The organism is Pseudomonas sp. CBZ-4 (assembly GCF_000346755.1).
Lineage (GTDB): Bacteria > Pseudomonadota > Gammaproteobacteria > Pseudomonadales > Pseudomonadaceae > Aquipseudomonas.
The window spans coordinates 1-25,668 of record NZ_ANNV01000026.1; the positions used below are offsets into that span (position 1 = coordinate 1).

Here is a 25,668-nt window from a genome sequence, read left to right on the forward strand (position 1 = left end):
CCCCCCCCCCCCCCCCCGCCGAACCTACAGAGGAATACCTGATGGAAATTTTTTTCAGCGCTACTTCAAGCTTCGTGAACAGCATCCAGCAGACCAACAACACCCCGGTGCCTCCCGCCCCCGTTCAACAGCCACAGCCCACGCAGAACGCTACCGTCGATTTCAGCGGCACAAACACGAGTAGACAGAGCAACATCGACAGCCTGGGTGGTGGAAGGCTCCTCTGACGAGCGCCTGCAAAGGGGGCTGCTGCAAGCAGCTCCCTTTCGTACCATTTCAACAAAATACTGACATCCGCCAGGTTAACCTGCGTGTTTACCTTGCACAGGGCCTTCATCCTTATGTTTCAACCGGCCGTCCTTGCTGGACCGCTTCTGCGCCGACTCGAACCCCAACGCCTGGTGTTTTGGCTGGTAGGCAGTCGCCAGCTGTCGCTGACCCTCCGACTGCACGTCACCGGGCAGCCCCTGGAGATCGTCCTGGACCAGGACCACTGCGAAGTCGTACCCGTGGGGCGTCATGCCTTCATCCACCTGATCGACGTACGGCTGGACGAAGCATTGCCCCAGGACGTAGTCATCGGCTACGACCTGCTGATCGACGGCAGCGGCATTGCCGAGTGGGCACCGCACTTGCTGTATGGCGCGACCCCGAACTTCATTCTCCACAGCCGCATCCACCAACTGGTGCATGGCTCCTGCCGTAAACCGCACCACCGTGCCGACGAAGGCCTGCTGTGCGTAGACCGCCTGCTGGCCAGCGCCCACACCCCGGCCGAACGCCCGGCCCTGTTGATGATGAGTGGCGACCAGATCTACGCCGACGATGTCGCCGGGCCGATGCTGCGGGCGATTCATGCGCTGATCGAGCGGCTGGGCCTGTTCGACGAATCCCTCGACGGTGCCGTGGTAGAGGACAGCTCTAGCCTTTACGGGCATCGCGCCAGCTACTACCATCGCGCCGACCTGCTGCCGGCGCTGGACAGCAACAAGACCCTGCGCGAGCGTTTTTTTGGCGGCGTAAAGAAGCCGATCTTCACCAGCAGCACCGCCGACAACCACTTGGTGACCTTCGCCGAAGTCATCGCCATGTACTTGCTGGTGTGGTCGCCCACGCCCTGGACGCTGATCAGCCCGCAACCGCCGCAACTGAGCGCCGAAGAACAACAGCGTTATACCGGTGAACAGGTGCAGATCGAGCGCTTCCGCGATGGCCTGCCGGGCGTTGCACGGGTATTCGCCCACCTGCCCACCCTGATGATCTTCGACGACCACGACATCACCGATGACTGGAACCTCAGCGCCCAGTGGGAAGAAACCGCCTACGGCCACCCGTTCTCCAAGCGCATCATTGGTAACGCACTGCTGGCCTACCTGCTGTGCCAGGGCTGGGGCAACCAGCCGGATGTCTTCGACACGTTGCTGGGCCAGGTCCAAACACTCACCGGCGAGGCCAAGGACAATCATCTCGACGCGAACAAACAGGATGCATTGCTCGAAACCCTGCTGAAATTCCAGCACTGGCACTACGTATTGCCGACCACGCCCGCCCTGGTGGTACTCGACACCCGCACCCGCCGCTGGCGCAGCGAGTTCAACCTCACCCAACCTTCCGGCCTGCTGGACTGGGAAGCCCTGAGCGAACTGCAACAGGCGCTGCTGGATCATCCGAGCGCCATCATCGTTTCGCCCGCGCCGATCTTTGGCGTGAAGCTGATCGAGACCATACAAAAGGTGTTCAGCTGGTGCGGCTACCCGCTGCTGGTGGACGCCGAAAACTGGATGGCCCATCGCGGCGCGGCCCAGGTGATCCTCAACATCTTCCGCCACTCCCGCACGCCGGGTAACTACGTGATCCTCTCCGGGGACGTGCACTACTCATTTGTCTACGAAGTGCTGATCCGCCACCGCAACGCCGGCCCGAAGATCTGGCAAATCACCAGCAGCGGCATCAAGAACGAATTCCCGCCACGTTTGCTGGAATGGTTCGACCGCCTCAACCGCTGGCTCTACTCACCGCGTTCGCCACTCAACTGGTTCACGCGCCGGCGCACCATGCAGGTGGTACCGCACATCCCGGAGCACGCCGAAGCGGGTGAACGGTTGTGGAACTCGGCGGGGATTGGCCAGGTGTTCTTCAACGAACAGGGCCAGCCTGAGGCGATTTACCAGCACAACGCGGATGGGACGCCACGGACGAGGATGGTGGCGCCGCAGTAAACGTTCCTACGCATGCAAAGCCACCTTCGTACCTTCTTTTCAGAATTATCATAAACACTTATTTTTTCTGAAATTTTTTGAAAATTTCCAACCCCCGCCGTTCACAAAAAAAGTGCCAGGCTCTTACCGCTCTTTGCGAAAAGCCCCATCAATCGCCGATTGCCACATGAACCTATTTTGGTGCACCCTCTGTGAACGACATACATCTCGTGTTGAACGTCGCTTTTTTCCGAACGGAGGCTGGCAACGAGCCCGTGCGTGAATGGCTGATGGAACTACCCAGGGAGTCAAGAAAACGCATCGGCACGGACATCAAGTCGGTCCAGTTTGCATGGCCGCTGGGGATGCCGCTGGTTCGAAAGCTGGAGCATCGGCTCTGGGAAATCCGAACCGACCTCGGTGAAAACATTTCGCGGGTCATTTTCACGTTGGTTGATAGCGAAATCGTGTTACTGCACGGCTTCATCAAAAAGACTCAGAAAACACCGCAGGTCGAATTAGCTACCGCCAGACAGCGTAAAAGCAAGCTATGAGGAACACCCCATGAACAAACACATTGGCTCCAACTTCGATGATTTCCTCAACGAGGATGGCCTGATCGAAGAAGTCTCTGCTGGCGCATTGAAACGCGTTATCGCCTGGCAGTTGGCAGAGGCCATGAAGTCGCAAAAGGTCAGTAAAAAAGCCCTGGCGGAACGCATGCATACCAGCCGCACGGCCGTAGATCGGGCACTGGACCAAAATGATGCAGGCATGACACTGGCCACTTTGGCGAGTGCGGCAAGAGCATTGGGCCATCGTGTGGAAGTACGCCTGGTGCCAGACTCCGATACAGACACGATGATAGCCCATCGCTACCCCCACTAAAGCACCTCCCCCACCCTATTCAAACCCCGCAAGCCGCGATGTACAGTAGCCCCAGCCACGGAGTATCGGCGTCAACCATGACTGGCCTTGGAAGCCAGCCCACGCAGGAAGCGCATATGGACGATACATCCAGCAGCAAGCCGATGAAGAATGACTTTGCCGACCTGAACGCCGACATGCTGCACGCGGTCATGGAGTTGGTCAGCGACGGGATCTGGGACTGGAACGCCAACACCGGTTTTGTGTACCGCAACCCCGGCTGGTACGAAATGCTCGGCTACCCCCGCCACTCCCTGGATAACAGCGTGTTCACCTGGGAGAACGTGATCCATCCCGAGGATTACCCCCAGGTGATGACGGTGTTTGACAACTACATCCACCAACACGCCCCGCACTACCAAGCCGAGTACCGCTGCCGCAAAGCCGACGGCACTTACCTGTGGATCGAAGACCGTGGCTACATCGTTACGCGCAACCCCGACGGTTCGGTCGCGCGCATGGTTGGCGCCCATCGCGATATTCATACGCGTAAATGCTCACTCGAGCAGTTGGAACGGCGCAATCAATCCCTTGAAGCCCTGGTGGCCGAGCGCACCCGTGAACTGTCACGGGTCAACCAACAGCTGCAGCTGCAACTGGACGAAAATCGCTCCCTGGCCGAGCGCGACACGCTCACCCGCGTGGCCAACCGCTATCGCCTGGAAAAAGTGCTGCTGGAAGAATGCGACCGCGCCGAGCGTTTCCGCCTGCCGCTGGCACTGGTGGCCATGGATATCGATGATTTCAAGCCGATCAATGACCGCTACGGCCACGCCGTGGGCGATCAGACGCTGGTGCAGGTGGTCGAAAACCTGGAAACCTGCCTACGCCCTGCCGACCTGCTGGCGCGCTGGGGCGGTGATGAGTTCATGGTGGTGCTGCCTCAAGGCAACCTGGAAACGGCAAGGGCGCTGGCCGAGCGCATTCGCGAAAAAATCGCGCAGATGCCCACCCTGGGCAGCTTCAACGTGAGCCTGAGCCTGGGGGTGGTGCAGCGTCACCCCGGCGAGTCTCCGGCGGCGCTGATGGCGCGGGCCGATCAGGCGTTGTACCGGTCCAAGGCGGCGGGCAAGGATGTGGTTTCGGAGTAGATCAGCCGGTATCTCTATTGGCTGTAGTGCCGCCATCGCGGGCAAGCCCGCTCCCACAGGGGGATTGCATTCCAACTGTGGGAGCTGGCTTGCCTGCGATGGCGTCAGTATTGACGCCCAAGTACTTACCTGACCGGCGGCGCGTACTGGATGCCGCCGTTGTTCCACAGCGCATTGAGCCCGCGCTTGATCTTCAGCACGCTGCCCTGGCCGATGTTGCGCTCGAACACTTCGCCGTAGTTGCCCACCTGCTTGACGATCTGCACCACCCAATCCCTGCGCAGCTTGAGGTCCTTGCCGTACTCGCCGTCGGCGCCGAGCAAGCGCGCGACGTCCGGGTTCTTGGTGGTCTTCGCCTGTTCCTCGACATTCTGCGAGGTGATGCCCATTTCTTCGGCATTGAGCATGGCAAACAGGGTCCACTTGACGATGCTGAACCACTCGTCATCGCCCTTGCGTACCAGCGGGCCCAGGGGTTCCTTGGAGATAATCTCCGGCAACACCACAAACTCGTCCGGGTGAGCCATCTTGATGCGCTGGGCGTACAGGCCCGACTGGTCGGTGGTCAACACGTCGCAGCGCCCGGCTTCAAGGCCCTTGGCGCTTTCATCGGCGGTGTCGAAGGTGATCGGCGTGTACTTCATGCCATGGGTGCGGAAGTAGTCGGCGACGTTGAGCTCGGTGGTGGTGCCCGCCTGGATGCACACGGTGGCGCCATCCAACTGCCTGGCCCCGGTCACCCCCAGCTTGTTGTTCACCAGAAAGCCGATGCCGTCGTAGTAGGTCACACCGGTGAACACCAGGCCCATGCCCGCATCGCGGGAGCTGGTCCAGGTGGTGTTGCGCGAGATCAGGTCGATTTCGCCGGACTGCAACGCAGTGAAACGCTCCTTGGCGGTCAACTGGCTGAACTTCACCTTTGACGCATCGCCGAACACGGCCGCAGCGACCGCGTGGCACACGTCCACATCGATGCCGGTCATCTTGCCCGTGCTGTCCGGCACGCCAAAGCCCGGCAGGCCATCACTGACGCCGCACTGGATAAAGCCTTTCTTCTGGATCGCCTCCAGGGTCACGCCCGCCTGGGCGCTCGCCGCCCAAGCGCAGGCGATGGCGACCAAGGTGTTCTTGAGGTATTTCATGGGCAACTCTCCCTGTCGATTCTTATTGGTCGGGCAGTATCAGTCCCGTGAGCGCATTGCCACAAACGACCTTTCGGCAACAACTCGTTCCGATTTGGAATGACCCGGCGACTTTATTTCGTTTGTGCCCAGGCCCGGCGCGCAGCTTAGATAAAAAGAAGCCCGCCACCGCCGAGTCGAGGATTCATGAGCCGCGCAACCATCAGCCAATCGATTTCCATCGTCCACCCCATCACCCTCAGCCACGGCAAGAACGCCGAGGTCTGGGACAGCACGGGCAAGCGCTATATCGATTTTGTCGGCGGCATTGGCGTGCTCAACCTCGGCCATTGCCACCCCGGCGTGGTGGATGCGATTCGTGAGCAAGCGACGAAGTTGACCCACTACGCCTTCAACGCAGCGCCCCACGCGCCTTACATCGAGCTGATGGAACGTCTCACCGCGTTTATCCCGGTGGACTACCCGGTCAGCGGCATGCTCACCAACAGCGGCGCGGAAGCGGCGGAAAACGCCTTGAAGATCGTACGCGGCGCCACTGGCCGTACGGCGGTGGTCGCGTTTGACGGCGCCTTTCACGGCCGCACCCTGGCCACCCTGAACCTCAACGGCAAGGTGGCGCCCTACAAGCAAAAGGTCGGCGTATTACCCGGCCCTGTGTATCACCTGCCCTATCCCAGTGCCGATAACGACGTGACCTGCGCCGAAGCCCTGAAGGCCATGGACCGTCTGTTCAGCGTGGAAATCGACGTCAATGACGTGGCCTGTTTCATCCTCGAGCCGGTGCAGGGCGAAGGCGGTTTCCTCGCCCTGGACAGGGAATTCGCCCAAGCCCTGCGGCGCTTCTGCGATGAGAAAAATATCCTGCTGATTGCCGATGAAATCCAATCGGGCTTTGGCCGGACTGGCCAGCGCTTTGCCTTTTCGCGGCTGGGCATCGAGCCGGACCTGATCCTGCTGGGCAAAAGCATCGCCGGTGGTGTGCCGCTGGGTGCGGTGGTCGGGCGCCAGGCGTTGCTCGACAACCTGCCCAAGGGCGGGCTGGGCGGCACCTATTCCGGCAACCCCATTGCGTGCGCGGCGGCTTTGGCCACCCTGGACGCGATGAGCGATGCCCACCTGAAAAGCTGGGGTTCACAACAGGAAGAAGCCATCGTCAGCCGCTATACACGCTGGCAGGCGCAAGGCCTGTCACCCTACCTGGGCCGCCTGACCGGTGTCGGCGCCATGCGCGGTATCGAATTGGCCCACGCCGACGGCACACCCGCCCCACAGCAACTGGCGCAATTGCTGGGCCTGGCGCGGGATGCCGGCTTGCTGCTGATGCCCAGCGGCAAGTCGCGGCATATCATCCGTTTGCTCGCACCGCTGACCATTGAGCCCGCGGTGCTGGAGGAAGGCCTGGATATCCTCGAGGCCTGCCTGCGGCAGTTGACCTAGTAGCGCGCATCCACGGGCTTGCCGCCGTTGGGCCAGTCCTTGACCTTGTCCGGGAAGTCCGGACGCGGCTGCCCCGAGAAGTAGGCCGCCACGTCCACCGCGTCCTGGTCGGACAAACCGCCTTGGCCCAGGGGAAATTTCTCATGGAAGCCAATCGGCATATTGCGTTTGACGAACGCCGCCGCCGTATACGTGCGAGCCATGCCGGCGCCGATATTGAACGATTGCTCGCCCCACAGCGGCGGGTAGATCAGCTCACCGTCGGCGCGCGCCAGGCCCTGGCCATTGTCGCCATGGCATACCGCGCATTGCTTGGCGTACACCGCCTGGCCATTGGCCAAGTCCGGCTTGATCGCCGGATCGACCTTGCCCACGCCACGCCCGGCGACTTTGTCTTCGGGGCGCGTGTTGTTTTTCATCCAGTCGAAGTAGGCGACCATCGCTTGCATATCCGCCGATTGCGGCGCCAGTGGCTTGCCATTCATCGAACGGCGGAAGCAGCCGTTGATGCGCTCTTCCAGGGTCACCACCTTGCCGGCACGTGGCGCGTAGCTGGGGAAGAACGCCGACACGCCGACAAACGGCGAGCCGTCCGCCACGGTGCCGGCGTTGAGATGGCAACTGGTGCAATTGAGCGCATTGCCGACGTTGTCCGGCAGCAGCGCCTTGGTTTGCAGGTGCAGGCGCATGCCGCGCACCACTTGCTCCGCGTTGGGCGCGGCGAGCAGGTCGGCCAGGCGCGGGGTTTCGAATGCCGATGAGTCGGTAGTGGCCGGGTTGAGTTGCTCGCGCAGTTTTTTCACCTGGGCGGCGCTGATGGGGGTGCCCTCGTTGCCCCAGCGCGTGCGCACAAAGCTGAGGATCTCGGCGATTTCCTGATCCGCCAGGCGGGCGAAACCGGGCATGGTGTAGACCCGAGGATGGGCGGCCGTTTGCGCGGTTTCCCAACCGGTGAGGGTGATATGCAGCAGCGACGTCGGGTTGCTGGACGCAATGCTCGGGTTGCCCGCCAGTGGCGGGAACAGGCCTTTGACGCCAGCGCCATCGCTGCGATGGCAGTCACTGCAGAACTGCATGTAACCCAGGCCGCCACGGCTGGTAAACAGGTCCGCCGGCGGCGCAGCGGGGGCATGGGCCACGGACGGCATCGGCAGGTCGTCTTTGCCCGGCGGCAGGGATTTGAGGTAACGGGCGATGGCCGTGAGGTCGTCATCGCTAAAATGCTGGGTGCTGTGGTGAATCACATCGGCCATGTTGCCGGCGACCGTGGCGAAGCGGTTTTGCCCGGTCTTGAGCAATTGCACGGTGTCTTCCACGGTCCACAGGTTGCGCAGGCTCAAGGCGCGCCAGTGCTCGACGGTTTCACCGGCCAGGTAATGCTGGCCGCTGCTGCCTTCATCACTCAGGGCTTTTTCCTGGAAGGCGATGCCGCGCGGCGTGTGGCAGGAACCGCAATGGCCCAGGCCCTGGACCAGGTACGCGCCACGGTTGAGCGACGCATCCCGCGTCGGGTCAGGTGCGAACGGCCGTTTATCGAGAAAGGCGAAATTCCACAGCGCCAGGCCCCAGCGCTGGTTGAACGGGAAACCCATGTCCGCTTCGAGGTTGGCCTGCTGCACCGGCTCGACGCCTTGCATCAGGTAGGCGTACAGGGCACGCATATCCTCCTCGCTCATCTTCGCGTAGGACGGATACGGCATCGCCGGGTACAGGTTCATACCGCTCGGCGTAACGCCTTCGCGCATGACCCGGTCGAATTGCTCGAAGCTGTAGTTGCCGATGCCGGTTTCACGGTCGGGCGTGATATTGCTGGAGAAGATCCTGCCCATCGGCGTACTCAGTTCCAGCCCGCCCGCCATCACCTGGCCTTGCTTGGCGGTGTGGCAGGCGATGCAGTCGCCCAGTTGTGCGACGTACTTGCCGTGTTCGATCAGCGGGGTGTCGGCGGGGTTGGCGTACAGGGGAAGCGCCAGACACAGCGTCGCCCCCAGCATGGCCAGGCGTGCAAGAGAAAGCGCCATCGTGTTAGTCCTTTAATCACCTGGCCTGGGGTGGTCCCCTCGGCGCAGGTCAGTTGTCGTTTTTATGGGTTCATCAGGCTTTGGCTGTTGTAACGGATTTACCGGCGGGGGGTTTTGATATGGGTCAGGGGCAAAACGATGGACAAGAGGACGAGGGCTCAACGACTATCCAGCGCTTACCTCTCTCGCACGGAAGCGCACCATGCTCGACATCCTCCAAGGCACGCCCCTCTGGGTTTACGCCGTTTACCTGTGGATTTGCTACTACGGCGTCAAGGCCTGCCTGGGCGGGCGCGAGAATCGGCGCTCGCTGCTGATCCTGCCGGTGGTGCTGGTGGTGTGGTCGCTGATGTCGCTGGCACCTTCACTGCTGTCGAGCAGCGCCTGGGCCGGCGGCGCGGTGGTCGGCAGCCTGGTGGGGATGCTGCTGTTCAACGCCAACGGCGCCCGCCTCGACGCCCATGGCGAAACCCTGGTCCTGCCAGGCACCTGGAAGACCCTGCTGATCTCGCAGTTGTTCTTCGCCGTGAAGTATTACTTCGGCTACCAGCAGGCGGTGCATCCGTTGCTGCTGAGCACACCGGACATGCTGGCGACCATCGGCGCGGTCTCGGGATTTACCGTAGGTCTGTTTTGCGGGCGGACCATCACGCTGCAGCGGGCGCTTGCCGCCTTGCGCCGCGATGAGGGCAATGTGCTGCCTTGACCTGATCCCCCCACGCCTTGAAAATGCGCGACGCTTTTTTGTCTCCCGTTTACTGAAGTAGTGAAATTTCAATGTCTGATTCCCACCACGAAGAATCCGTAGTCGCCTTGCAATCCAAAGCTGAATACGAAAACGCCATCAATCTTTCACAGCATGTGCCCGCCGCCAAGATCATCAGCGAGATGGTGCTGGATGCGTTTCACACCTCCAAGGAAAGCGACCAGATCCGCGAGCTGCGCGTGGCCATCCGCCAGGCCCACGACGCCTTTGACGATGACAAAGCCTACGACCTGATGGGCCAGCTCAAGCAACTCAAGGACGCCGAAGCCGCCGACAGCATTGCCCTGGAAGACCTGAGCAGCAAGTTCTCCATCAGCCGCATCCTGTCCAGCTTCAAGGACGATCCCGAGTTCCAGGAGCTGGTCTACGGCCTGGCGTTGAAAGTGCTGAACCAGAGCCACCAGGCCATCAGCAACCCAAGCGCCGGCAAGAGCAAGGCCTCACGCCCGAAGAAAGAAGCCGAAGTGTTTGTGATCAGCAAGGACGGCATCAGCGTCACCCTGCCATTGCGTACACCGCGCTCGAAGCTGAACGTTGACCGCGAGGCGTTTGAGTTCCTCGGTTTCAGCTTTGTCGGTGAAGGCGATGAAGCCGAGCTGGAAGTGGAAAGCTTTGTGGACAACACCGGCGCCGAGCAGCCGCTCAGCCGCAAGACGGTGATTGCTGCGCTGCAGCAGCAGAGTGCGTTTGAGGGTTACAGCATCGCGCAGCAGTAACGCTTAGCCCGCAACACTGTTGAACCCAATGTGGGAGCTGGCTTGCCTGCGATGGCATCACCTCAGTGCAACTGATGTACCGAGGTGTCCGCATCGCAGCGATGCGGCGACCCGACAAGCCAGCTCCCACACAAGCCCGCTCCCACATCTGTTTTTGTAGCGGATTACACAGCCCGCACATCCTGCGCCTCAAACGCCTGCCGAAACCGCTGCATATCCTGCTTGTTCCCCACCGTCACTCGCACCCACTGCGGCCAGTTTTTCCACACCCGCCCGACCATCACGCCCTGCTCCGCCAAGCGTTCGATCACCTGTTCGGCCGGTTGCTTCACGTCAATCATGAAGCAGTTGCTCTGCGACACGGTGCAAGTAAAACCACGCCCCTTCAGCCAGGCCACGGTCTCGTCGCGCAGTTGCGCATTGAGCGCCTTGCGCTGGGGCAGCAGCTTGACGTCTTCCAGGCTGGCCTTGGCACCAAGCAGGCCGGAACCGGCCGGGACGTTGTCGCCGCCAAACACCGCCAGTTGTTCGAGCAACTTGGGATGACCAATCGCCAGGCCAACGCGGGCGCCGGCCATGCCGTAGATTTTCGAGAAGGTGCGCAGCACCAGCAGGTCGTCGTGGTCCTTGACCCAACTGATCACGCTGGGGGCGTCGGAGAAGTCGATGTAGGCCTCGTCCACCACCAGCACGCTGCCCTTGGGTTTGTTCGCAAGGGCCTGGCGGATCGCCTCGGTGGGGGTCATGGTGCCCGTGGGGTTGTTGGGGTTGCACAGGTAGAGCATGCCTGCCTGGGGATCGGCCGCCAGCATCGCGGGCACGTCGTGGGCGTGTTCGGCGTTGAGGCTGACCTCCTGCACCGGCGCCTTGCGCGACTCGGCTGCCTGGCGCGGCACTTCGTAGGACGGCGTGGCCATCACCAGGCCACGGCTTTCGTTGGTGAACGCCAGCACCGCAAAGCGCAGGGCCGCCATGGAGCCGGCAAACACCGCCACCTGGTCCTCGGCAATCCCTTGCTGCTGGGCAAACAGCCCGGCCAACGCGTACATGTGGCCGTAGGGATACAACCCGGCCGTGGCAATGCCGCGCTGCATCGCCTCACGCGCCGCGCCTGAGGGGCCGTAGGGGCTTTCGTTGTAGTTGAGCCGCACCTTGTCCGCCTTGCCCGGCTTGGGGCTGGCCACCGCCCAATCCAGGCGCCCCAACAATGGCAGGGCAGCGCCCACGGCGAGAAGGGACCGACGACTAACGCTGACCATGGGGTAACTCCTTGTAAGGCGGGGATGGATTCGCACAACTCGTACAGAGGAGTATGACGAGAAAAGCGTAGTCCGATTTAACCGCGCGCCCAAGAAAAAGCCCCGCGCTTCTGTCGAAGGCGGGGCTCTTTCACTGCGGGACCACTCAGTGAGCGTAGGTCAGCAACAGCTCTTTCGGCACTTGGAAATCCAGGGACATCATCACGCTGAGCGCGGTGATGGTGAAGATCGAGAACACGAACAGCTTGCGCGCCCAGACGGTGTCATCCACCGCCTTGTAGCCGGTCCAGGCCATGTACAACCAGTACATGCCCATGGCGGCAGCGACGGCGAGGTAGCTCATGCCGGCGTAGCCACTGAAGGTCAACATCAAGGTCGCCACAAGGAAGGCCAGGATGTACAGCAGGATGTGTTTCTTGGCCACCTGGATGCCACGCTTGACCGGCAGAACCGGAATCGACGCAGCCAGGTAGTCATTGAAGCGGAAGATCGCAATGGCGTAGGAGTGCGGCATCTGCCACAGGCTGAACATCACCAGTAGCGTCAGCGCGGCCATGTCGAAGCTATTGGTCACAGCCACATAACCAATCACCGGCGGCATCGCCCCCGACAGACTGCCCACCAGCGTGCCGTGAACCGACTTGCGCTTGAGGTACAGGCTGTAGAGGCCGACGTAGATGACAAAACCGATCACGGCAAACAGCGCCGCCAGCGGGTTGGCCACCTTGTACAACAACGCCACGCCGGCAACACCGAGGACGGTCGCATAGATCAGTGCCAGTTTCAGGGAGATAAGGCCCTGGACCAGCACCCGATTCTTGGTGCGCTCCATCTTGATATCGATGTCACGGTCGATGCAGTTGTTGAACACGCAACCGGAAGCAACCACCAGGGACGTACCGATCATCGCAGCCAGGAAAATGGCCAGATCGACATGTCCCTTGGAGGCCAGGAAGAAACCGCCCGCCACAGAAAGCACGTTACCGAAAATGATCCCCGGTTTGGTGATTTGGATAAAGTGCTTAAGCGACATCGGGTCTTACCTCACTTCGCCATCATGAACGTATGGATGCTGAACATGATCCATATCGACAGGCCAACCAGCAGCAGGATTACCAACCCTGCGAACACGAACGCAATCACGTTATCGCGCTGCTCTTTGGAACGATCCAGGTGCAGGAAGTACACCAGGTGAACCAGAACCTGAATCACCGCGAATGCCAGCACGATCATCAAGGTGATCGATTTCGGCAGGGTCGGGTACATCACCAGACCAAACGGGATGAGCGTCAGGATTACCGACAGGATGAAGCCGATGGCGTACGACTTGACGCTGCCGTGGCTCGAATCATGGCTGTCATGGTCATGGGAGTGTGCATTAGCCATTACAGAGTCCCCATCAGGTAAACAACGGTGAAGACGCAGATCCAGACCACGTCCAGGAAGTGCCAGAACAGGCTCAGGCAGCTCAGGCGAGTCTTGTTGGTGTTGGTCAGGCCGTGTTTATTGACCTGATACATCATCACCGCCATCCACAGCAGGCCGGCCGTTACGTGCAGACCGTGGGTGCCTACCAGCGTGAAGAACGCGGACAGGAAGCCACTACGGTGCGGACCGTAGCCTTCGGAGATCAGCAGGTGGAACTCGTTGATCTCCATGCCGATGAAGCCCAGGCCGAACAGGAAGGTCAGGCCCAACCAGCTCAGTACGCCTTTCTTGTTGCCCTTGTAGAAGGCCAACATGGCGAAGCCGTAGGTGATCGAACTGAACAACAGCAAGGCGGTTTCACCGAGCACGTAAGGCAGTTCGAAGATGTCGTGGCCCGACGGGCCACCCGCTACGTTGTTTACCAGTACCGCGTACACCGCGAAGATCGACGCAAACAAGATGCAGTCGGTCATCAGGTAGAGCCAGAAACCGAAAACGGTCATCGGCCCCGAGTCGTGGTGATGGTCATCGTGCCCATGGTCATCGACATGGGCGTGTCCAGCATTGGTCACTAAGTTCGACATGGTTTAAGCCTGTTCCAACGAGGTTTCAACACGGTTGGCCGGGATCTTCTTCTCGGCTACCAGGCGAGCGTGCTGCTCGGCTTCGATGCGTTCGATCTCTTCGACCGGCACCATGTAGCCTTGATCGTCACGGGCTGCGTGAACGATGAAGTAACCGATAGTGCCAACCAGGCTTGCGATTGCCAGCCACCAGATGTGCCAGATCATCGCGAAACCGAACACGGTCAACAGCGCACCCATCACCACGCCAGTGGCGGTGTTGCTTGGCATGTGGATCGGTTCGTACTTGGCCGGCTTCTGGTACGCAGTACCGTCTTCCTTGGCTTCGGTGAACGCATCAATGGTGTTCGCAGTCGGGATCACGGCGAAGTTGTAGAACGGTGGTGGCGACGAAGTCGACCATTCCAGGGTGTGGCCATTCCATGGGTCGCCGGAGTCGCAAGCGTTCTGCTTACGGTCACGGATACTCACGTACAGCTGGATCAACTGGCAGGCGATACCGACCGCGATCATGATCGCACCGAACATGGCAACGTACAGGTACGGTACCCACTCAGGGTTGGTCGTAGCGTTCAGACGACGGGTCATGCCCATGAAGCCCAGAGCGTAGAGCGGCATGAACGCGACGAAGAAGCCCGAGATCCAGAACCAGAATGCAGCCTTGCCCCAGCCTTCGTGCAGCTTGAAGCCGAACGCTTTCGGGAAGTAGAAGCTGAAACCTGCGATGTAACCGAATACCGCACCACCGATGATCACGTTATGGAAGTGCGCGATCACGAACAGGCTGTTGTGCAGGACGAAGTCAGCACCCGGGATGGCCAGCAGTACGCCAGTCATGCCGCCGATGGCGAAGGTCACCATGAAGCCCAGGGTCCACAGAACCTGGCTGGTCATGCGCAGACGACCGTGGTAGATGGTGAATAGCCAGTTGAATAGCTTCACCCCCGTCGGGATGGAAATCAGCATCGTCGCCAGGCCGAAGAAGGCGTTGACGCTGGCCCCCGAACCCATGGTGAAGAAGTGGTGCAGCCAAACCATGAAGCCCAGTACAGAGATTGCGCCCGATGCGTAAACCATCGAGTGGTGACCGAACAGGCGCTTGCCGGTAAAGGTCGAGATCACTTCGGAGAAGATACCGAACGCTGGCAGGATCAGGATGTACACCTCAGGGTGACCCCATGCCCAGAACAGGTTCACGTACATCATTGGATTGCCACCAAGTTCATTGGTGAAAATGTGGAAATCCAGGTAACGGTCAAGCGACAGCAGCGCCATGGTGGCGGCCAGGATCGGGAACGAAGCCACGATCAGGACGTTGGCCCAGGTGCAGGTCCAGGTGAAGATCGGCATGTCCATCAGTTTCATGCCAGGGGCGCGCATTTTCAGCACGGTGGCCAGGAAGTTGACCCCCGTCAGCGTCGTCCCGAGTCCTGATAGCTGTAGGGCCCAGATGTAGTAGTCCACACCCACGCCAGGGCTGTATTGCAGGCCCGACAATGGCGGATACGCAACCCAACCGGTCTTGGCGAATTCGCCGACGCCCAGGGATACGTTGATCAGCACCACGCCGGACACCAGCAGCCAGAAGCTCAGGGAGTTCAGGAACGGGTAGGCAACGTCACGCGCGCCGATCTGCAGCGGCACTGCAAGGTTCATCAGGCCGGTGAAGAATGGCATCGCCATGAAGATGATCATGATCACACCGTGGGCGGTGAAGATCTGGTCATAGTGTTCAGGTGGCAGGTAGCCAGGCGAACCCTCGGTGGCCATGGCCAGCTGGGTACGCATCATGATGGCGTCGGCAAAGCCGCGCAGCAGCATGACCATGGCCACGATGATGTACATGACACCGATTTTCTTGTGGTCAACCGAAGTCAGCCACTCGGTCCACAGGTAGGTCCACTTCTTGAAATAAGTGATTGCCGCAAACAGCCCCAGACCACCCAGCGCGATCATGGCGATGGTAATCATCACAATCGGCTCGTGGAACGGGATCGCATCCCAACTTAATTTACCAAACATCGTTTACTCCTCTGCCCCAGCAGTTGAATGCGAGCCCGTGTCAGAACCTTCAACCGCGGCCACTTCTTTCTTCTCGTGCTTGACCGGCTTGCCTGGCTTCATACCTTCGTACTTGTCGACGATTTTCTGAAACAGGTCCGGCTCGTACGTGGAGTACAGGGCGACAGGGTTGTTCTGGCTTGGTTTGGTCAGGGCGTCGTATTCAGCTTGATCAAGCTGTTTAGGTGCGGCCTTGACTTCGGCGACCCAGGCGTTGAAATCTTCCTGGCTTGTCGAGATCGCTTTGAATTTCATGCCGGTGAAGCCAGCGCCGCTGTAGTTCGCGGAGATGCCTTCCATTACAGCTTTTTCGTTGGCGATCAGGTGCAGGCGAGTCTGCATGCCTGCCATCGCGTAGATCTGACCGCCCAGGGCTGGGATGAAGAACGAGTTCATCACGGCGTCGGAGGTGATCCGGAAGTTAAGCGGGGTGTTCTCCGGGAACTGGATCTCGTTGACGGTGGCGATACCCAGGTCCGGGTAGATGAACAGCCACTTCCAGTCCAGCGCGACCACTTCGATGTTGATCGGCTTGACGTCGGAGACCAGCGGACGGTACGGGTCCAGCTCGTGGGTCGACTTATAGGTGATGTAACCCAGGGCGATGATGATGAGGACCGGAACCAGCCACACCGCGATTTCAATCTTGGTGGAGTGCGACCACTTCGGCGCGTAGGTCGCGCTGGTGTTCGACGCGCGGTATTTCCAGGCGAAGGCGAAGGTCATGATGATCACAGGGACCACGACCAGCAGCATCAGCAGGGTAGCGGTGATGATCAGGTTTCGTTGATCCAGACCGATCTGTCCTTTAGGGTCCATCAAGGTCCACTTGCAGCCTCCCAGCATTAACAGCATGCCAATCAGCGGCAAAAAGCCTAGTAATCGGGGGTACCTGTTTTTACTCATCTCACGACCTCTAAAGCAGCTTGCGCAATGCAGTTGGGTTTTGATCGCCAACACTTCACCCTGCCAAGGGTTGGCATTTCTCTTCGATTGAATAAGAGCCTGCCCATCACGCCATAACGGCGCGTTTCACGGACCTGCGGTGAGTTCTTATTCGATTTCGTGGTTAAAGGCCTTGTTACAGACCAATTCCATTTGGTGCGGATAGTTGAAAGGCTGCCGGAACCTTGGGGTCGCACAGAGCCGTCCATCTGCCCCTCGACCGCTCCAGTGCTCAAATATTGAACAGCACCGGACATTCAGTGCGGGCGATTGTAGTTAGCTAGCGATGTATAAACCATGTCTTATAAAGAAATAATTTTTATCGATTCCAGCAACAATCCTTCACCAAAACCGCAAAGGTTCGCGATCTTATCGTGTTCGATTCTCAACAAAAACCACAAAAATTGCCGTGTTATTGCTGGATCTGTCACAGCCCTTACGCCTTGTAAGGGCATGCAAAAGGCAGCAAAGTCCCCATAAAACAAGGCATTCGGACATCACGCAAAGGCTTGGGCGGCGTGAGGTGCGCGGCCCCGCCCAGACCACGAACTGACAGCACAAATTGCGCGTTTTAGGCAAATTTAATGGGGCAATCCGCGAGCGGGAAACGTCCTGCGGCAGCTTCCGTGTGACAACATGTCGCACGCTGCGCGCACCCGTAATTGTCCGGCGTCACGCTCCCTTCACAAAACCCTACAAACAAAAACGCCCCGGCCTTCCCTCAGGAAGACCGGGGCGTTTTGCCCGATGGCTTCAGGCCTGGCGTTGACGGTTACGGTAAATGCCCAGGGGCACCAGGATCACGGTCAATACGAACGCCACCAGCGCCCATTGCGCCAGGGACAGGCCCAGCACCGGCGGGTACGGCGTGCTGCAGAAACCATCGACCTGGAAGCCCAGGGGGAACACCTTGGCCAGGGGCAGGTCGTCGACGATCGGTTGCAACACATCAATGCCACAGCTGACCTGGGGGAAGAACTGGGTGTACACGTGATGGCCGGCTGCCGCCACGCCACCGAGGGCACTGAGCACCACCAGGCCTTCGAACAGGGTGACCGCGCCTTTACGGCGCATGGCCGCGCCGATGAAGGCGAAGATCGCGATCAGCAGCAACGCATAGCGTTGCAGGATGCACAGCGGGCACGGTGCCTCGCCCAGCACCACCTGCATATACAGCGCACCGCCGATCAGCGCCAGGCAGATGATGCCCAGCAACACCAGAAAGCGCCGCTCCCTGCCTAAACGCAATTCGTCACTCATCTCAGTTTCCCTTTGTCTGGTCGTGCCAATGGCCGCAAGTTTACACACAGAGAGAGGTTTAAACAGAAGGGGGTTAACAGGAGATTAATCTGGAGAAATGCAAAACGAAAATGTGGGAGCCGGGCTTTTGTGGGAGCTGGCTTGCCTGCGATGCAGGCACCTCGGTGGTTCAGGTAAACCGAGGTAATGCTATCGCAGGCAAGCCAGCTCCCACATTTTTTGACCGTGTTATTCCAGCGCCGCAGCCGGGCCGAAGAACTCATACCGGCTTTGCTTCTCCGGCACACCCAACGCCTTCAGGTGGCGCTTGATCGCACCCATAAAGCCTTTTGGCCCAAGGAAGTAGGCATCGATGTCGCGCTGTTCAGGCAACCACGCCGCCAATTGTTCCTGGCTCAACAGCCCAACCTTATCCGCCGCCGGGCTCACACCATCATCCTCGGCATAGCAATAGAAGCGCTGCAACTGCGGATGCTTGGCCGCCAGGCCATCCACCCAGTCGCGGAACGCATGCACCCCGCCATTACGCGCACAGTGGATAAAGTGCACCGGCCGCCCGCTCGCCAGCGCCGCTTCAAGCATCGGCAAGGTTGGCGTGATGCCCACCCCGCCGCTGATCAACACCAGCGGTTTGTCGCCAGCGGCCAGGGTGAATTCCCCCGACGGCGGGAACAGGTCGATGGTCGCGCCGACCGGCACTTGATCATGCAGATAGTTCGACACCCGCCCACCCGCCTCGCGCTTGACGCTGATGCGGTACTGCCCGGCATCGCTCAAGGCCGACAGGGAATAGTTGCGGCGCACTTCCTCGCCATCGAGCACCAGCTTCATGCCGATGTACTGCCCCGGCGCCGCCGCCAGGATCGGGCCGTTATCCACCGGCGCAAAGTAGAAGGAAATGATCTCGGCGCTCTCCTCCACCCGCTTGACCAGCGTGAACGCCCGCGCACCGCGCCAGCCACCGGGGGCCTGGGCTTTCTCGTCGTAGATGGCTGCTTCGGCACCGATCAGGATATCCGCCAGCTGACTATAGGCCGCGCCCCAGGCACTCATCACCTCAGGGGTGGCAATCTCGCTGCCCAGCACTTCGGAAATGGCGCGCAGCAGGCACGCGCCGACGATCGGGTAATGCTCCGGCAGGATCTGCAAGGCCACGTGCTTGTTGATGATCTTCGCCACCAAGTCGCCCAGCTGGTCCAACTGATCGATATGCCGCGCATACATCAGCACGCCATTGGCCAGCGCGCGCGGCTGGTCGCCGCTGGACTGGTGGGCCTGATTGAACAGCGGGCGAACCTCGGGGTACTCGGACAGCATCATGCGGTAAAAATGGGTGATCAGCGCTTCGCCGCCGCTTTCCAGCAGGGGCACAGTGGATTTGACGATGGCACGGTCTTGGGCACTAAGCATGGCAGACTCCTGGGTCTTTTTACTGATTGCCTTTACCTAATCAGTATTCATGCCAAGTTATAAACCCTTATATTTCAATGACTTGAATAATATGTAGTCAGTATGACTTCCTACGCCTTATAGTCATAAGGACTACAAGGAGTCATTATGACTGCGCAATCCCTGCTCACCACCCTGCTGCCCCTGGTCGCCGACCTGTCCCGCGAACTGCCCGAAGGCGAGCGCTACCGCCGCTTGTTGCAAGCCATGCGCGCCCTGCTGCCCTGCGATGCCGCCGCGCTGTTGCGCCTGGACGGCGAGTGGCTGGTGCCGCTGGCGGTGGACGGTTTGAGCCCCGACACCCTTGGCCGGCGTTTCAAAGTCAGCGAGCACCCGCGTTTTGAGGTGCTGTTGAGCAGCCCCGGGCCGACGCGCTTTGACAGCGACAGCGAATTGCCCGACCCCTACGACGGCCTGGTCGCCGGCCTGCATGGGCAGCTGGAAGTCCACGACTGCATGGGCTGCCCGCTGTTTGTCGACGACAAGCCGTGGGGGCTGCTGACCCTCGATGCCCTCGACACCGAGCGCTTCGAACGGGTCGAACTGGACGCCCTGCAAGCCTTCGCCAGCCTTGCCGCCGCCACCGTCAACGTCGCCGAACGGATCGAGCGCCTGACCCTGCGCGCCGAAATCTACCGCGAAGCCAGCGGCCAGCAGCACAAGGAAATGATCGGCCAGAGCAAACCCCACAAGCGCCTGGTGGAAGAGATCAAGCTGGTGGGCGGCAGCGACCTCACCGTGCTGATCACCGGCGAAACCGGCGTGGGCAAGGAGTTGGTCGCCCAGGCGATCCACGCCGCCTCGCCCCGTGCGGACAAACCGCTGATCAGCCTCAACTGCGCGGCCCTGCCGGAAACCCTGGTGGAAAGCGAGCTGTTCGGCCATGTGCGCGGCGCGTTCACCGGCGCATTGAACGAGCGCCGCGGCAAGTTCGAACTGGCCAATGGCGGCACGCTGTTCCTCGATGAGGTGGGTGAGCTGTCCCTGACCGTGCAGGCCAAGCTGCTGCGCGTGCTGCAAAGCGGCCAGTTGCAGCGCCTGGGTTCGGACAAGGAGCATCACGTCGACGTGCGCCTGATCGCCGCCACCAACCGCGACCTCGCCGAAGAAGTGCGCAACGGCCGCTACCGCGCCGACTTCTACCACCGCCTCAGCGTGTACCCGCTGCAAGTGCCGGCCCTGCGCGAACGCGGGCGGGATGTGTTGCTGCTGGCCGGTTTCTTCCTCGAACAGAACCGCTCACGCATGGGCCTGGGCAGCCTGCGCCTGACCAGCGACGCGCAGGCGGCGCTGCTGGCCTACAACTGGCCGGGCAATGTGCGCGAACTGGAACACCTGATCGGCCGCAGCGCGCTGAAAGCCCTGGGCAACTGCCGCGAGCGGCCGAAGATTCTCAGCCTCAGCGCCCAGGACCTCGACTTGCCGGACGTCACCGCGCCCACCATTGAAGCCCCGGCCGACGTGATGCCCGTGGTAACCGGCGATTTGCGCCAGGCCACCGAGCACTTTCAGCGCCAGATCATCAGCGCCTGCCTGGAGCGCCACCAGCACAACTGGGCCAGTGCGGCCCGCGAACTGGGCCTCGACCGCGCCAACCTCGGCCGCATGGCCAAGCGCCTCGGTCTCAAATAGTGACGCGGTAACTGTGGGAGCTGGCTTGTGTGGGAGCTGGCTTGCCTGCGATAGCGGTAGGTCAGCTGTATCTGTGTTAACTGACAGGCCGCCTTCGCGGGCAAGCCAGCTCCCACACAAGCCAGCTCCCACATTAGATTTGCTGTGCCTTGAGGACCGGGGTAACGGGCTTGGGCTTTCTGAACACCAACACATTCCCCAACATCACCAGCACCAACCCCACCAACGCCGGCCCAGTCCATTGGTAGCCCTCGGCAAACGCCGACACATTCAGCGCCACCACCGGGAACAGCACCGTGCAATACGCCGCACGCTCCGGCCCCATGCGCCCGACCAACGTCAGGTAGGCGGTAAACCCAATCACCGAGCCCGGAATCACCAGGTACCACAACGCGCCGATGTACCGCGCGCTCCAGTCCATCTCGAACGGAATCCCACGCACCGCGCAATAGGTCGCCAACATCGCCGCCCCATAGGCCATGCCCCAGGCGTTGGCGGTCAGCGGCTTGAGCCCGGCCTTCTGTTGCAGGCTCGACAGCATGTTGCCCGCCGAGAAGCACATGGTCCCCAGCAATGCCAAACCCAACCCCAGCAAGGTCTGCGGGCTGGCGGTGTGCCCGACCAGCTCCGGCCAGAATAAAAAGCCCAAACCGGCCAAACCCAGACCGCCGCCCATCAGCACGTTGCGCGCCACCCGCTGGCCGAAAAACACCCGGGCGTTCAGCGCGTTCCACAACGTGGCCGTGGAAAACACCACCGCCACCAGGCCGCTGGGGATCCACTGGCTGGCCGTCAAGAAGCACATGAAGTTCACGCAAAACAGGCACAAGCCCTGGGCCAGGCAGATCAAATGCCCGCGCCGGTTCATCACCTGCAGCTTGCGGCTGAGCAGCAACAGCGCGAACAGCACCAGCGCGGCGAGGCCGAAGCGATAGACGATGGACACCGGGATCGCCACCACGCCCAGCTGCCATTTGAGGGCAATCCAGGTGGTGCCCCAGATCAGCACGGTGAGTAAATACAGGGAAAGGTTCATAGCGGGCTCCATCGATTGAGCCTCAGTGTCGCGCCCATCCCGGGCAAGTCTCTTGCAGATTCTTGCGCTTTTGTCGCCCAGCGGGATCACAGCGCCAGCGCCGCGGAGTAGGATGCAAGGCGTCAACGAGTGCTCACCATGCCCGAACTGGAATCCCTGCAAGTCTTCCAAGCCCTTAACCGCTCGCCCAACGCACGCCTTGAAGCCTGCGCCGAGCTCGGTGACGGTTTGTCTGCGGCCTTGTGGAGCAACCATCACGACGCCCAGGATTACCAGGCGCCGAGCCACCACACCTTGTCCTGCTACATCGGTGGGGGCACCGGTACATTCCGCCGTGACCAGCCCGGCACCAAGGGCGGCCCCGACAAGCTATGCATCCTGCCCGCCGAGCACCAGTCGGCCTGGGTGATCAACGGCGAGATCCGCCTGGCCCACGTGTATTTCAGCCCGGAACAGTTCGCCCTCGGTTGCGTCACCTTGCTCGACCGCGAGCCGCGCACGCTGCAACTGCGCGAAAGCACCTTCCTGGAGGACGCCAGCCAGGCCCGGCGCTTCCACCAGTTGATCGCCCTCAACTGGCACGAACCCGCCGAACGCTTGCTGACCAGCAGCCTGGCCCATGAAATGCTCAGCCACACCCTGCTCAGCCAAGTGGGCGCGCGCGACGGGCTACGGTTGAAAGGCGGGTTGGCGGCGTACCAGCGGCGATTGTTGGTGGAGTACATCGACCAACACCTCGAAGACCCCATCAGCCTCGGCCAATTGGCCGGGTTGTGCGCGCTGTCGGAATACCATTTCGCGCGGATGTTCCGCCAAAGCTTCGGCCTGCCACCTCATCAGTACCTGCTGGCGCGCCGCTTGACCCGCGCCCAGGCGTTACTGCGTGGCGGCGCCCTGCCCCTTGGCGAGATCGCCCTGATGTGCGGTTTTTCCAGCGCCAGCCACTTCACCAGCCGCTTTCGCCAGGCCATGGGCGCCACGCCCGGCGAATACCGCCAGGCGTTCTGCGCCTAGACCATCAAGCCCAGCGTCTTCGCCTTGGCCACGGCTTGCGTGCGCCGCTCCACGCCGAGCTTGCTGTGGATGCGCCGCGCGTGGGTCTTGACCGTGTGCAGGGAGATAAACAGGCGGTCGGCGATTTCCAGGTTGGAGCTGCCTTGGGCAATCAGTTGCAGCACTTCCAGTTCGCGCTGGCTCAGGGGGTTTTCCGCCGTCCCGGCCGGCGACACTGGCGCTTCAAGCCCCACGTCACTCAACAACCCCGGCGAGCGCAAACGCAGCTCACGAATCGCCTGCTGTACCTGGCAACGCGCCGCCAGTTCCAAGCCGGCCTGCAACGAACGCCGCGCCTGGGCTGAGTCGCCGAGTTGCCAGGCCACCTCGCCCAGCACCAGGTGCAGTTCGGTTTCCAGGCACAACATGCCGCGCTGCTGGACAGTCGCCAGCAAGGCACTCAAGCGCTCCAGCGGTTGCTCGGCACAGCCCAGTTTGACCTCGGCCAGCACCAGCAGATATTCCAGACGCGGTATCAACTCCAACGTCGCCGGCGGCGCCTGCTTGGCCTGCGGCCCCCGGAAGTGACGCAACACCCGGCGCACCGCTTCCACCGTCAATTCGGCGCGGCCCTGCTGTAACCAGAAGTGCCCACTGACCAACAACAACACCGCGCGATACACCGACTCCGGCACCAGGCGCTGCTGCATCAGCCGCTCGGCGTCGCGCAGCTGGACAAAGGCCTGGGCGTAATCGCCGCGGTTGGCCGCCAACAGCGCCAGGCCGAGAAAACCGTAGAGCACGCGTTTGTCCTGGCTGTGCAGGCACATCGGCAAGCCGGCGTCGAAACACTCGGCAGCCAGCACGTCCTGCCCTTGGCGCAACGCCAGATGCCCACGGCGCAAGGCGATACGCCCCACCAGCGGCCCGGCCTTGAGGCGCTGCTTGAGCAACATCGCCTGCACGCCTTCCAGCAGGCTTTGCGCGCGGTAAGGTGCGCCGCGCTGCTCCAGCAACTGGGCGTGGTCCAACTCCAGCAATGCCTCCAGCACCAACGAACCGTGGGCACGGGCCAGGCACAGTGCCTCGCGGCTCAAGGCCTGGGCCACGTCCAACTCGCCGCGCAGCAAGGCTTGCTGGGTCAGACCCGACAGGCACATCAGGCGCGACGTCCAGGCGCTGTCGGGCAACGCGTGCAAGGCTTCGAGGAAATGCCCGCGCGCGCCATCGGCATCGCCGCGCAGGTGCAGCAACCAGCCCCACTGCGCCTGCCAGCGCCCCAGCAGATAGGCCTGTTGCGCCGCCGTGGGTTGCGGCGCGAAACGCGCCAATTGATCGATGCACTGCGCCGCCTGATCGAAGCGCCCGGCAAACAACAGTGCCGCCGTAACCAGGCCGACCAATTGCGCCGAACCGAGCATCAATTCATCGCCATGCTGCTCATGCAGGCGCAACAGCAGCACGGCGTTCTGCTGGCGAAACAGGTCTTCGAAGCTGAAGTGCTGCAACAGGCTCACCGCCACCTCGTACTCTTCGGCCAGCAGCGCTTGCTCGAACGCCGCTTGCCAGTCCTGTTCGGCGGTGAACCACTGGCAGGCGCGCCGGTGCCAGGAGCGCTTGGCCGGCCAGGGTTCATCGCGCAGCAAGTGCGCGAGCGGTGGGAACACTTGCAGCCAGTCGGCGGCGTCTTCCCACGGCTGGATGTAGGCGCCAAAGGCCTGCAAATCGTGCAGGTACTGATCGCCGTCGCCAAAGCCGAACAGGTGCTCGCACAAGCCGGCGTTGAAACGCGGCAGATGGGCGAGCACGCGCCAGGCTTCGGCGAGCTCGGCTGGCAAAGTGCTGAAGAGTTCGTGTTGCAGGTAATCGAGCAGGGTCTTGTCCGGGTGCCCGTCGCCGAGCAAGGCGATGCGCACACCGGCGCACCAGCCGGCGCTGAACTGCATGACGCTGTCCACGCTGTGCCCGGGGCTCAGCAGCAGCTGGATTTCCGCCGCGCTGAAGGCCAATTCGCTGCTGCTGCATTCCAGCAATTCATCGTCGAGCAGCAAGCGCGGCCAGTTGCACAGCGGCCGGCGCCGGGCGCCGAGCCACCAGGTCAACGCCGGGCTGCTGGCGGTGAGCAGGCGGTCGAGCAACGCGTCCAGCTCGGGCGCGGGCAGGCGGCTGAAATCATCGAGGAACAACCACGCCGGGGCCTGCCAACGAGCGAGGTCGAGCAGCAGCGTGGCTTCATCGGTAAAGGTCAGGCCCAGATTCAGGGCGAGGCGCTGGCATAATTCCAGCGGGCTGAGGGTGATGCCATTGAGCGGCAGCCAATACACCTGGCAACCGTTGGGCGCCTGCAAGGCGCACTCGGCGAGCAACGCGCTCTTGCCGCTGCCGCCGGGGGCGCAGAGCAGCTTGACCCGGGCCTGCGCCGCCAACAACGGCGCGGCCAGGCGCGGGCGCAGCAGATGGTGGGCGGACAGCCGGGGCATGAATCCAGGACGGTCCAGGCAGCGTGTCATGGCGGTCATTGCTGCATCCTGCTTTTTTATTGTTATGCAACCTGATGCGTACCCTAGTCCTGTGGCTAAGGGTTGTTGAAGAAGTATTCAGCGGGGTGATTGGCGGCCATGCACAAAAGCAAATGTGGGAGCTGCTTTGTGTGGGAGCTTTGGCTTATGTGGGAGCTGGCTTGCCTGCGATAGCATCACCTCGGTCCGAATGACATACCGAGG

The 25,668-nt window shown here is 61.4% G+C and carries 22 protein-coding genes; 10 read left to right on the forward strand and 12 right to left on the reverse strand.

The window, feature by feature from the left end:
* The 5 genes from B348_RS01000000129680 to B348_RS0103520 form a co-directional block, all read left to right on the forward strand.
* A partial coding sequence (locus B348_RS01000000129680; protein ID WP_032864684.1) for a hypothetical protein occupies nucleotides 1-227 on the forward strand: 227 nt, incomplete at its 5' end.
* Between the two features lie 114 nt (nucleotides 228-341).
* Nucleotides 342-2,219 (forward strand): alkaline phosphatase D family protein, encoded by a 1,878-nt coding sequence (locus B348_RS0103505; protein ID WP_026136522.1) that lies wholly within the window; start codon nucleotides 342-344, stop codon nucleotides 2,217-2,219.
* Between the two features lie 191 nt (nucleotides 2,220-2,410).
* On the forward strand, nucleotides 2,411-2,752 hold the full coding sequence (locus B348_RS0103510) for a type II toxin-antitoxin system RelE/ParE family toxin (protein ID WP_017734776.1): 342 nt from the start codon (nucleotides 2,411-2,413) through the stop codon (nucleotides 2,750-2,752).
* 10 nt (nucleotides 2,753-2,762) lie between these two features.
* The gene (locus B348_RS01000000129685) at nucleotides 2,763-3,086 is read left to right on the forward strand and encodes an XRE family transcriptional regulator (protein WP_017734777.1); all 324 of its coding nucleotides are present in this window, start codon (nucleotides 2,763-2,765) and stop codon (nucleotides 3,084-3,086) included.
* Nucleotides 3,087-3,202: 116 nt separating this feature from the next.
* Nucleotides 3,203-4,216 (forward strand): diguanylate cyclase domain-containing protein, encoded by a 1,014-nt coding sequence (locus tag B348_RS0103520; protein ID WP_017734778.1) that lies wholly within the window; start codon nucleotides 3,203-3,205, stop codon nucleotides 4,214-4,216.
* 125 nt (nucleotides 4,217-4,341) lie between these two features.
* Here the strand turns inward: B348_RS0103520 and B348_RS0103525 are convergent, their stop codons facing one another.
* Nucleotides 4,342-5,358, reverse strand: a complete 1,017-nt coding sequence (locus B348_RS0103525) for an amino acid ABC transporter substrate-binding protein (RefSeq protein ID WP_017734779.1) — start codon at nucleotides 5,356-5,358, stop codon at nucleotides 4,342-4,344.
* 186 nt (nucleotides 5,359-5,544) lie between these two features.
* Here B348_RS0103525 and B348_RS0103530 point away from each other — a divergent pair, with 186 nt between their 5' ends.
* Nucleotides 5,545-6,795, forward strand: a complete 1,251-nt coding sequence (locus B348_RS0103530; RefSeq protein ID WP_017734780.1) for an aspartate aminotransferase family protein — start codon at nucleotides 5,545-5,547, stop codon at nucleotides 6,793-6,795.
* Here B348_RS0103530 and B348_RS0103535 read toward each other — a convergent pair.
* Complete coding sequence (locus B348_RS0103535; protein WP_017734781.1) at nucleotides 6,792-8,816, reverse strand: c-type cytochrome; 2,025 nt, start codon at nucleotides 8,814-8,816, stop codon at nucleotides 6,792-6,794. The two genes, B348_RS0103530 and B348_RS0103535, sit on opposite strands and share 4 nt — an antisense overlap.
* A gap of 202 nt (nucleotides 8,817-9,018) precedes the next feature.
* Between B348_RS0103535 and B348_RS0103540 the strand changes: the two genes are divergently transcribed.
* Together B348_RS0103540 and B348_RS0103545 are read left to right on the forward strand one after the other, a co-directional pair.
* Nucleotides 9,019-9,522 carry a DUF6622 family protein gene (locus B348_RS0103540; protein ID WP_017734782.1) on the forward strand — a complete coding sequence of 168 codons (504 nt, stop codon included), beginning with the start codon at nucleotides 9,019-9,021 and terminating at the stop codon, nucleotides 9,520-9,522.
* 71 nt (nucleotides 9,523-9,593) lie between these two features.
* Nucleotides 9,594-10,298, forward strand: coding sequence for a hypothetical protein (locus B348_RS0103545; protein ID WP_017734783.1), 705 nt, complete (start codon nucleotides 9,594-9,596; stop codon nucleotides 10,296-10,298).
* A gap of 164 nt (nucleotides 10,299-10,462) precedes the next feature.
* On the opposite strand, the gene B348_RS0103550 is transcribed toward B348_RS0103545, so the two are convergent.
* The 8 genes from B348_RS0103550 to hmpA form a co-directional block, all read right to left on the reverse strand.
* Complete coding sequence (locus B348_RS0103550; protein ID WP_017734784.1) at nucleotides 10,463-11,557, reverse strand: pyridoxal phosphate-dependent aminotransferase; 1,095 nt, start codon at nucleotides 11,555-11,557, stop codon at nucleotides 10,463-10,465.
* Between the two features lie 145 nt (nucleotides 11,558-11,702).
* The gene (cyoE, locus tag B348_RS0103555; RefSeq protein ID WP_003194050.1) at nucleotides 11,703-12,590 is read right to left on the reverse strand and encodes a heme o synthase; all 888 of its coding nucleotides are present in this window, start codon (nucleotides 12,588-12,590) and stop codon (nucleotides 11,703-11,705) included.
* Nucleotides 12,591-12,601: 11 nt separating this feature from the next.
* The gene (gene cyoD / locus B348_RS0103560) at nucleotides 12,602-12,943 is read right to left on the reverse strand and encodes a cytochrome o ubiquinol oxidase subunit IV (protein ID WP_017734785.1); all 342 of its coding nucleotides are present in this window, start codon (nucleotides 12,941-12,943) and stop codon (nucleotides 12,602-12,604) included.
* Nucleotides 12,943-13,569: a cytochrome o ubiquinol oxidase subunit III gene (locus B348_RS0103565; RefSeq protein ID WP_017734786.1), complete on the reverse strand. Its 627-nt coding sequence runs from the start codon at nucleotides 13,567-13,569 to the stop codon at nucleotides 12,943-12,945. The genes cyoD and B348_RS0103565 overlap by 1 nt, the downstream gene beginning before the upstream one ends.
* A 3-nt stretch (nucleotides 13,570-13,572) precedes the next feature.
* On the reverse strand, nucleotides 13,573-15,591 hold the full coding sequence (cyoB, locus tag B348_RS0103570; protein WP_017734787.1) for a cytochrome o ubiquinol oxidase subunit I: 2,019 nt from the start codon (nucleotides 15,589-15,591) through the stop codon (nucleotides 13,573-13,575).
* Nucleotides 15,592-15,594: 3 nt separating this feature from the next.
* Entirely contained in the window at nucleotides 15,595-16,536 is a 942-nt protein-coding gene (cyoA, locus tag B348_RS0103575; protein ID WP_026136523.1) for a ubiquinol oxidase subunit II, read from the reverse strand.
* Nucleotides 16,537-17,328: 792 nt separating this feature from the next.
* The gene (locus B348_RS0103580) at nucleotides 17,329-17,835 is read right to left on the reverse strand and encodes a disulfide bond formation protein B (protein WP_017734789.1); all 507 of its coding nucleotides are present in this window, start codon (nucleotides 17,833-17,835) and stop codon (nucleotides 17,329-17,331) included.
* 228 nt (nucleotides 17,836-18,063) lie between these two features.
* Nucleotides 18,064-19,245, reverse strand: coding sequence for an NO-inducible flavohemoprotein (gene hmpA / locus B348_RS0103585; protein WP_017734790.1), 1,182 nt, complete (start codon nucleotides 19,243-19,245; stop codon nucleotides 18,064-18,066).
* A gap of 147 nt (nucleotides 19,246-19,392) precedes the next feature.
* Between hmpA and norR the strand changes: the two genes are divergently transcribed.
* Nucleotides 19,393-20,916: a nitric oxide reductase transcriptional regulator NorR gene (norR, locus tag B348_RS0103590; RefSeq protein WP_017734791.1), complete on the forward strand. Its 1,524-nt coding sequence runs from the start codon at nucleotides 19,393-19,395 to the stop codon at nucleotides 20,914-20,916.
* Between the two features lie 133 nt (nucleotides 20,917-21,049).
* On the opposite strand, the gene B348_RS0103595 is transcribed toward norR, so the two are convergent.
* On the reverse strand, nucleotides 21,050-21,952 hold the full coding sequence (locus tag B348_RS0103595) for a DMT family transporter (RefSeq protein WP_017734792.1): 903 nt from the start codon (nucleotides 21,950-21,952) through the stop codon (nucleotides 21,050-21,052).
* 138 nt (nucleotides 21,953-22,090) lie between these two features.
* Here B348_RS0103595 and B348_RS0103600 point away from each other — a divergent pair, with 138 nt between their 5' ends.
* Nucleotides 22,091-22,966 (forward strand): helix-turn-helix domain-containing protein, encoded by an 876-nt coding sequence (locus B348_RS0103600; protein ID WP_026136524.1) that lies wholly within the window; start codon nucleotides 22,091-22,093, stop codon nucleotides 22,964-22,966.
* Here B348_RS0103600 and B348_RS0103605 read toward each other — a convergent pair.
* Complete coding sequence (locus B348_RS0103605; protein WP_017734794.1) at nucleotides 22,963-25,464, reverse strand: LuxR C-terminal-related transcriptional regulator; 2,502 nt, start codon at nucleotides 25,462-25,464, stop codon at nucleotides 22,963-22,965. The genes B348_RS0103600 and B348_RS0103605 overlap by 4 nt on opposite strands.
* Nucleotides 25,465-25,668: the final 204 nt, after the last annotated feature.

Bases quoted from the DNA above. Each gene is read 5' to 3' on its own strand.
- B348_RS0103505 (WP_026136522.1), top strand. From the start codon at position 342: ATGTTTCAACCGGCCGTCCTTGCTGGACCGCTTCTGCGCCGACTCGAA.
- B348_RS01000000129685 (WP_017734777.1), top strand. From the start codon at position 2,763: ATGAACAAACACATTGGCTCCAACTTCGATGATTTCCTCAACGAGGAT.
- B348_RS0103520 (WP_017734778.1), top strand. From the start codon at position 3,203: ATGGACGATACATCCAGCAGCAAGCCGATGAAGAATGACTTTGCCGAC.
- B348_RS0103525 (WP_017734779.1), bottom strand. From the start codon at position 5,358: ATGAAATACCTCAAGAACACCTTGGTCGCCATCGCCTGCGCTTGGGCG.
- B348_RS0103530 (WP_017734780.1), top strand. From the start codon at position 5,545: ATGAGCCGCGCAACCATCAGCCAATCGATTTCCATCGTCCACCCCATC.
- B348_RS0103535 (WP_017734781.1), bottom strand. From the start codon at position 8,816: ATGGCGCTTTCTCTTGCACGCCTGGCCATGCTGGGGGCGACGCTGTGT.
- B348_RS0103540 (WP_017734782.1), top strand. From the start codon at position 9,019: ATGCTCGACATCCTCCAAGGCACGCCCCTCTGGGTTTACGCCGTTTAC.
- B348_RS0103545 (WP_017734783.1), top strand. From the start codon at position 9,594: ATGTCTGATTCCCACCACGAAGAATCCGTAGTCGCCTTGCAATCCAAA.
- B348_RS0103550 (WP_017734784.1), bottom strand. From the start codon at position 11,557: ATGGTCAGCGTTAGTCGTCGGTCCCTTCTCGCCGTGGGCGCTGCCCTG.
- cyoE (WP_003194050.1), bottom strand. From the start codon at position 12,590: ATGTCGCTTAAGCACTTTATCCAAATCACCAAACCGGGGATCATTTTC.
- cyoD (WP_017734785.1), bottom strand. From the start codon at position 12,943: ATGGCTAATGCACACTCCCATGACCATGACAGCCATGATTCGAGCCAC.
- B348_RS0103565 (WP_017734786.1), bottom strand. From the start codon at position 13,569: ATGTCGAACTTAGTGACCAATGCTGGACACGCCCATGTCGATGACCAT.
- cyoB (WP_017734787.1), bottom strand. From the start codon at position 15,591: ATGTTTGGTAAATTAAGTTGGGATGCGATCCCGTTCCACGAGCCGATT.
- cyoA (WP_026136523.1), bottom strand. From the start codon at position 16,536: ATGAGTAAAAACAGGTACCCCCGATTACTAGGCTTTTTGCCGCTGATT.
- B348_RS0103580 (WP_017734789.1), bottom strand. From the start codon at position 17,835: ATGAGTGACGAATTGCGTTTAGGCAGGGAGCGGCGCTTTCTGGTGTTG.
- hmpA (WP_017734790.1), bottom strand. From the start codon at position 19,245: ATGCTTAGTGCCCAAGACCGTGCCATCGTCAAATCCACTGTGCCCCTG.
- norR (WP_017734791.1), top strand. From the start codon at position 19,393: ATGACTGCGCAATCCCTGCTCACCACCCTGCTGCCCCTGGTCGCCGAC.
- B348_RS0103595 (WP_017734792.1), bottom strand. From the start codon at position 21,952: ATGAACCTTTCCCTGTATTTACTCACCGTGCTGATCTGGGGCACCACC.
- B348_RS0103600 (WP_026136524.1), top strand. From the start codon at position 22,091: ATGCCCGAACTGGAATCCCTGCAAGTCTTCCAAGCCCTTAACCGCTCG.
- B348_RS0103605 (WP_017734794.1), bottom strand. From the start codon at position 25,464: ATGACCGCCATGACACGCTGCCTGGACCGTCCTGGATTCATGCCCCGG.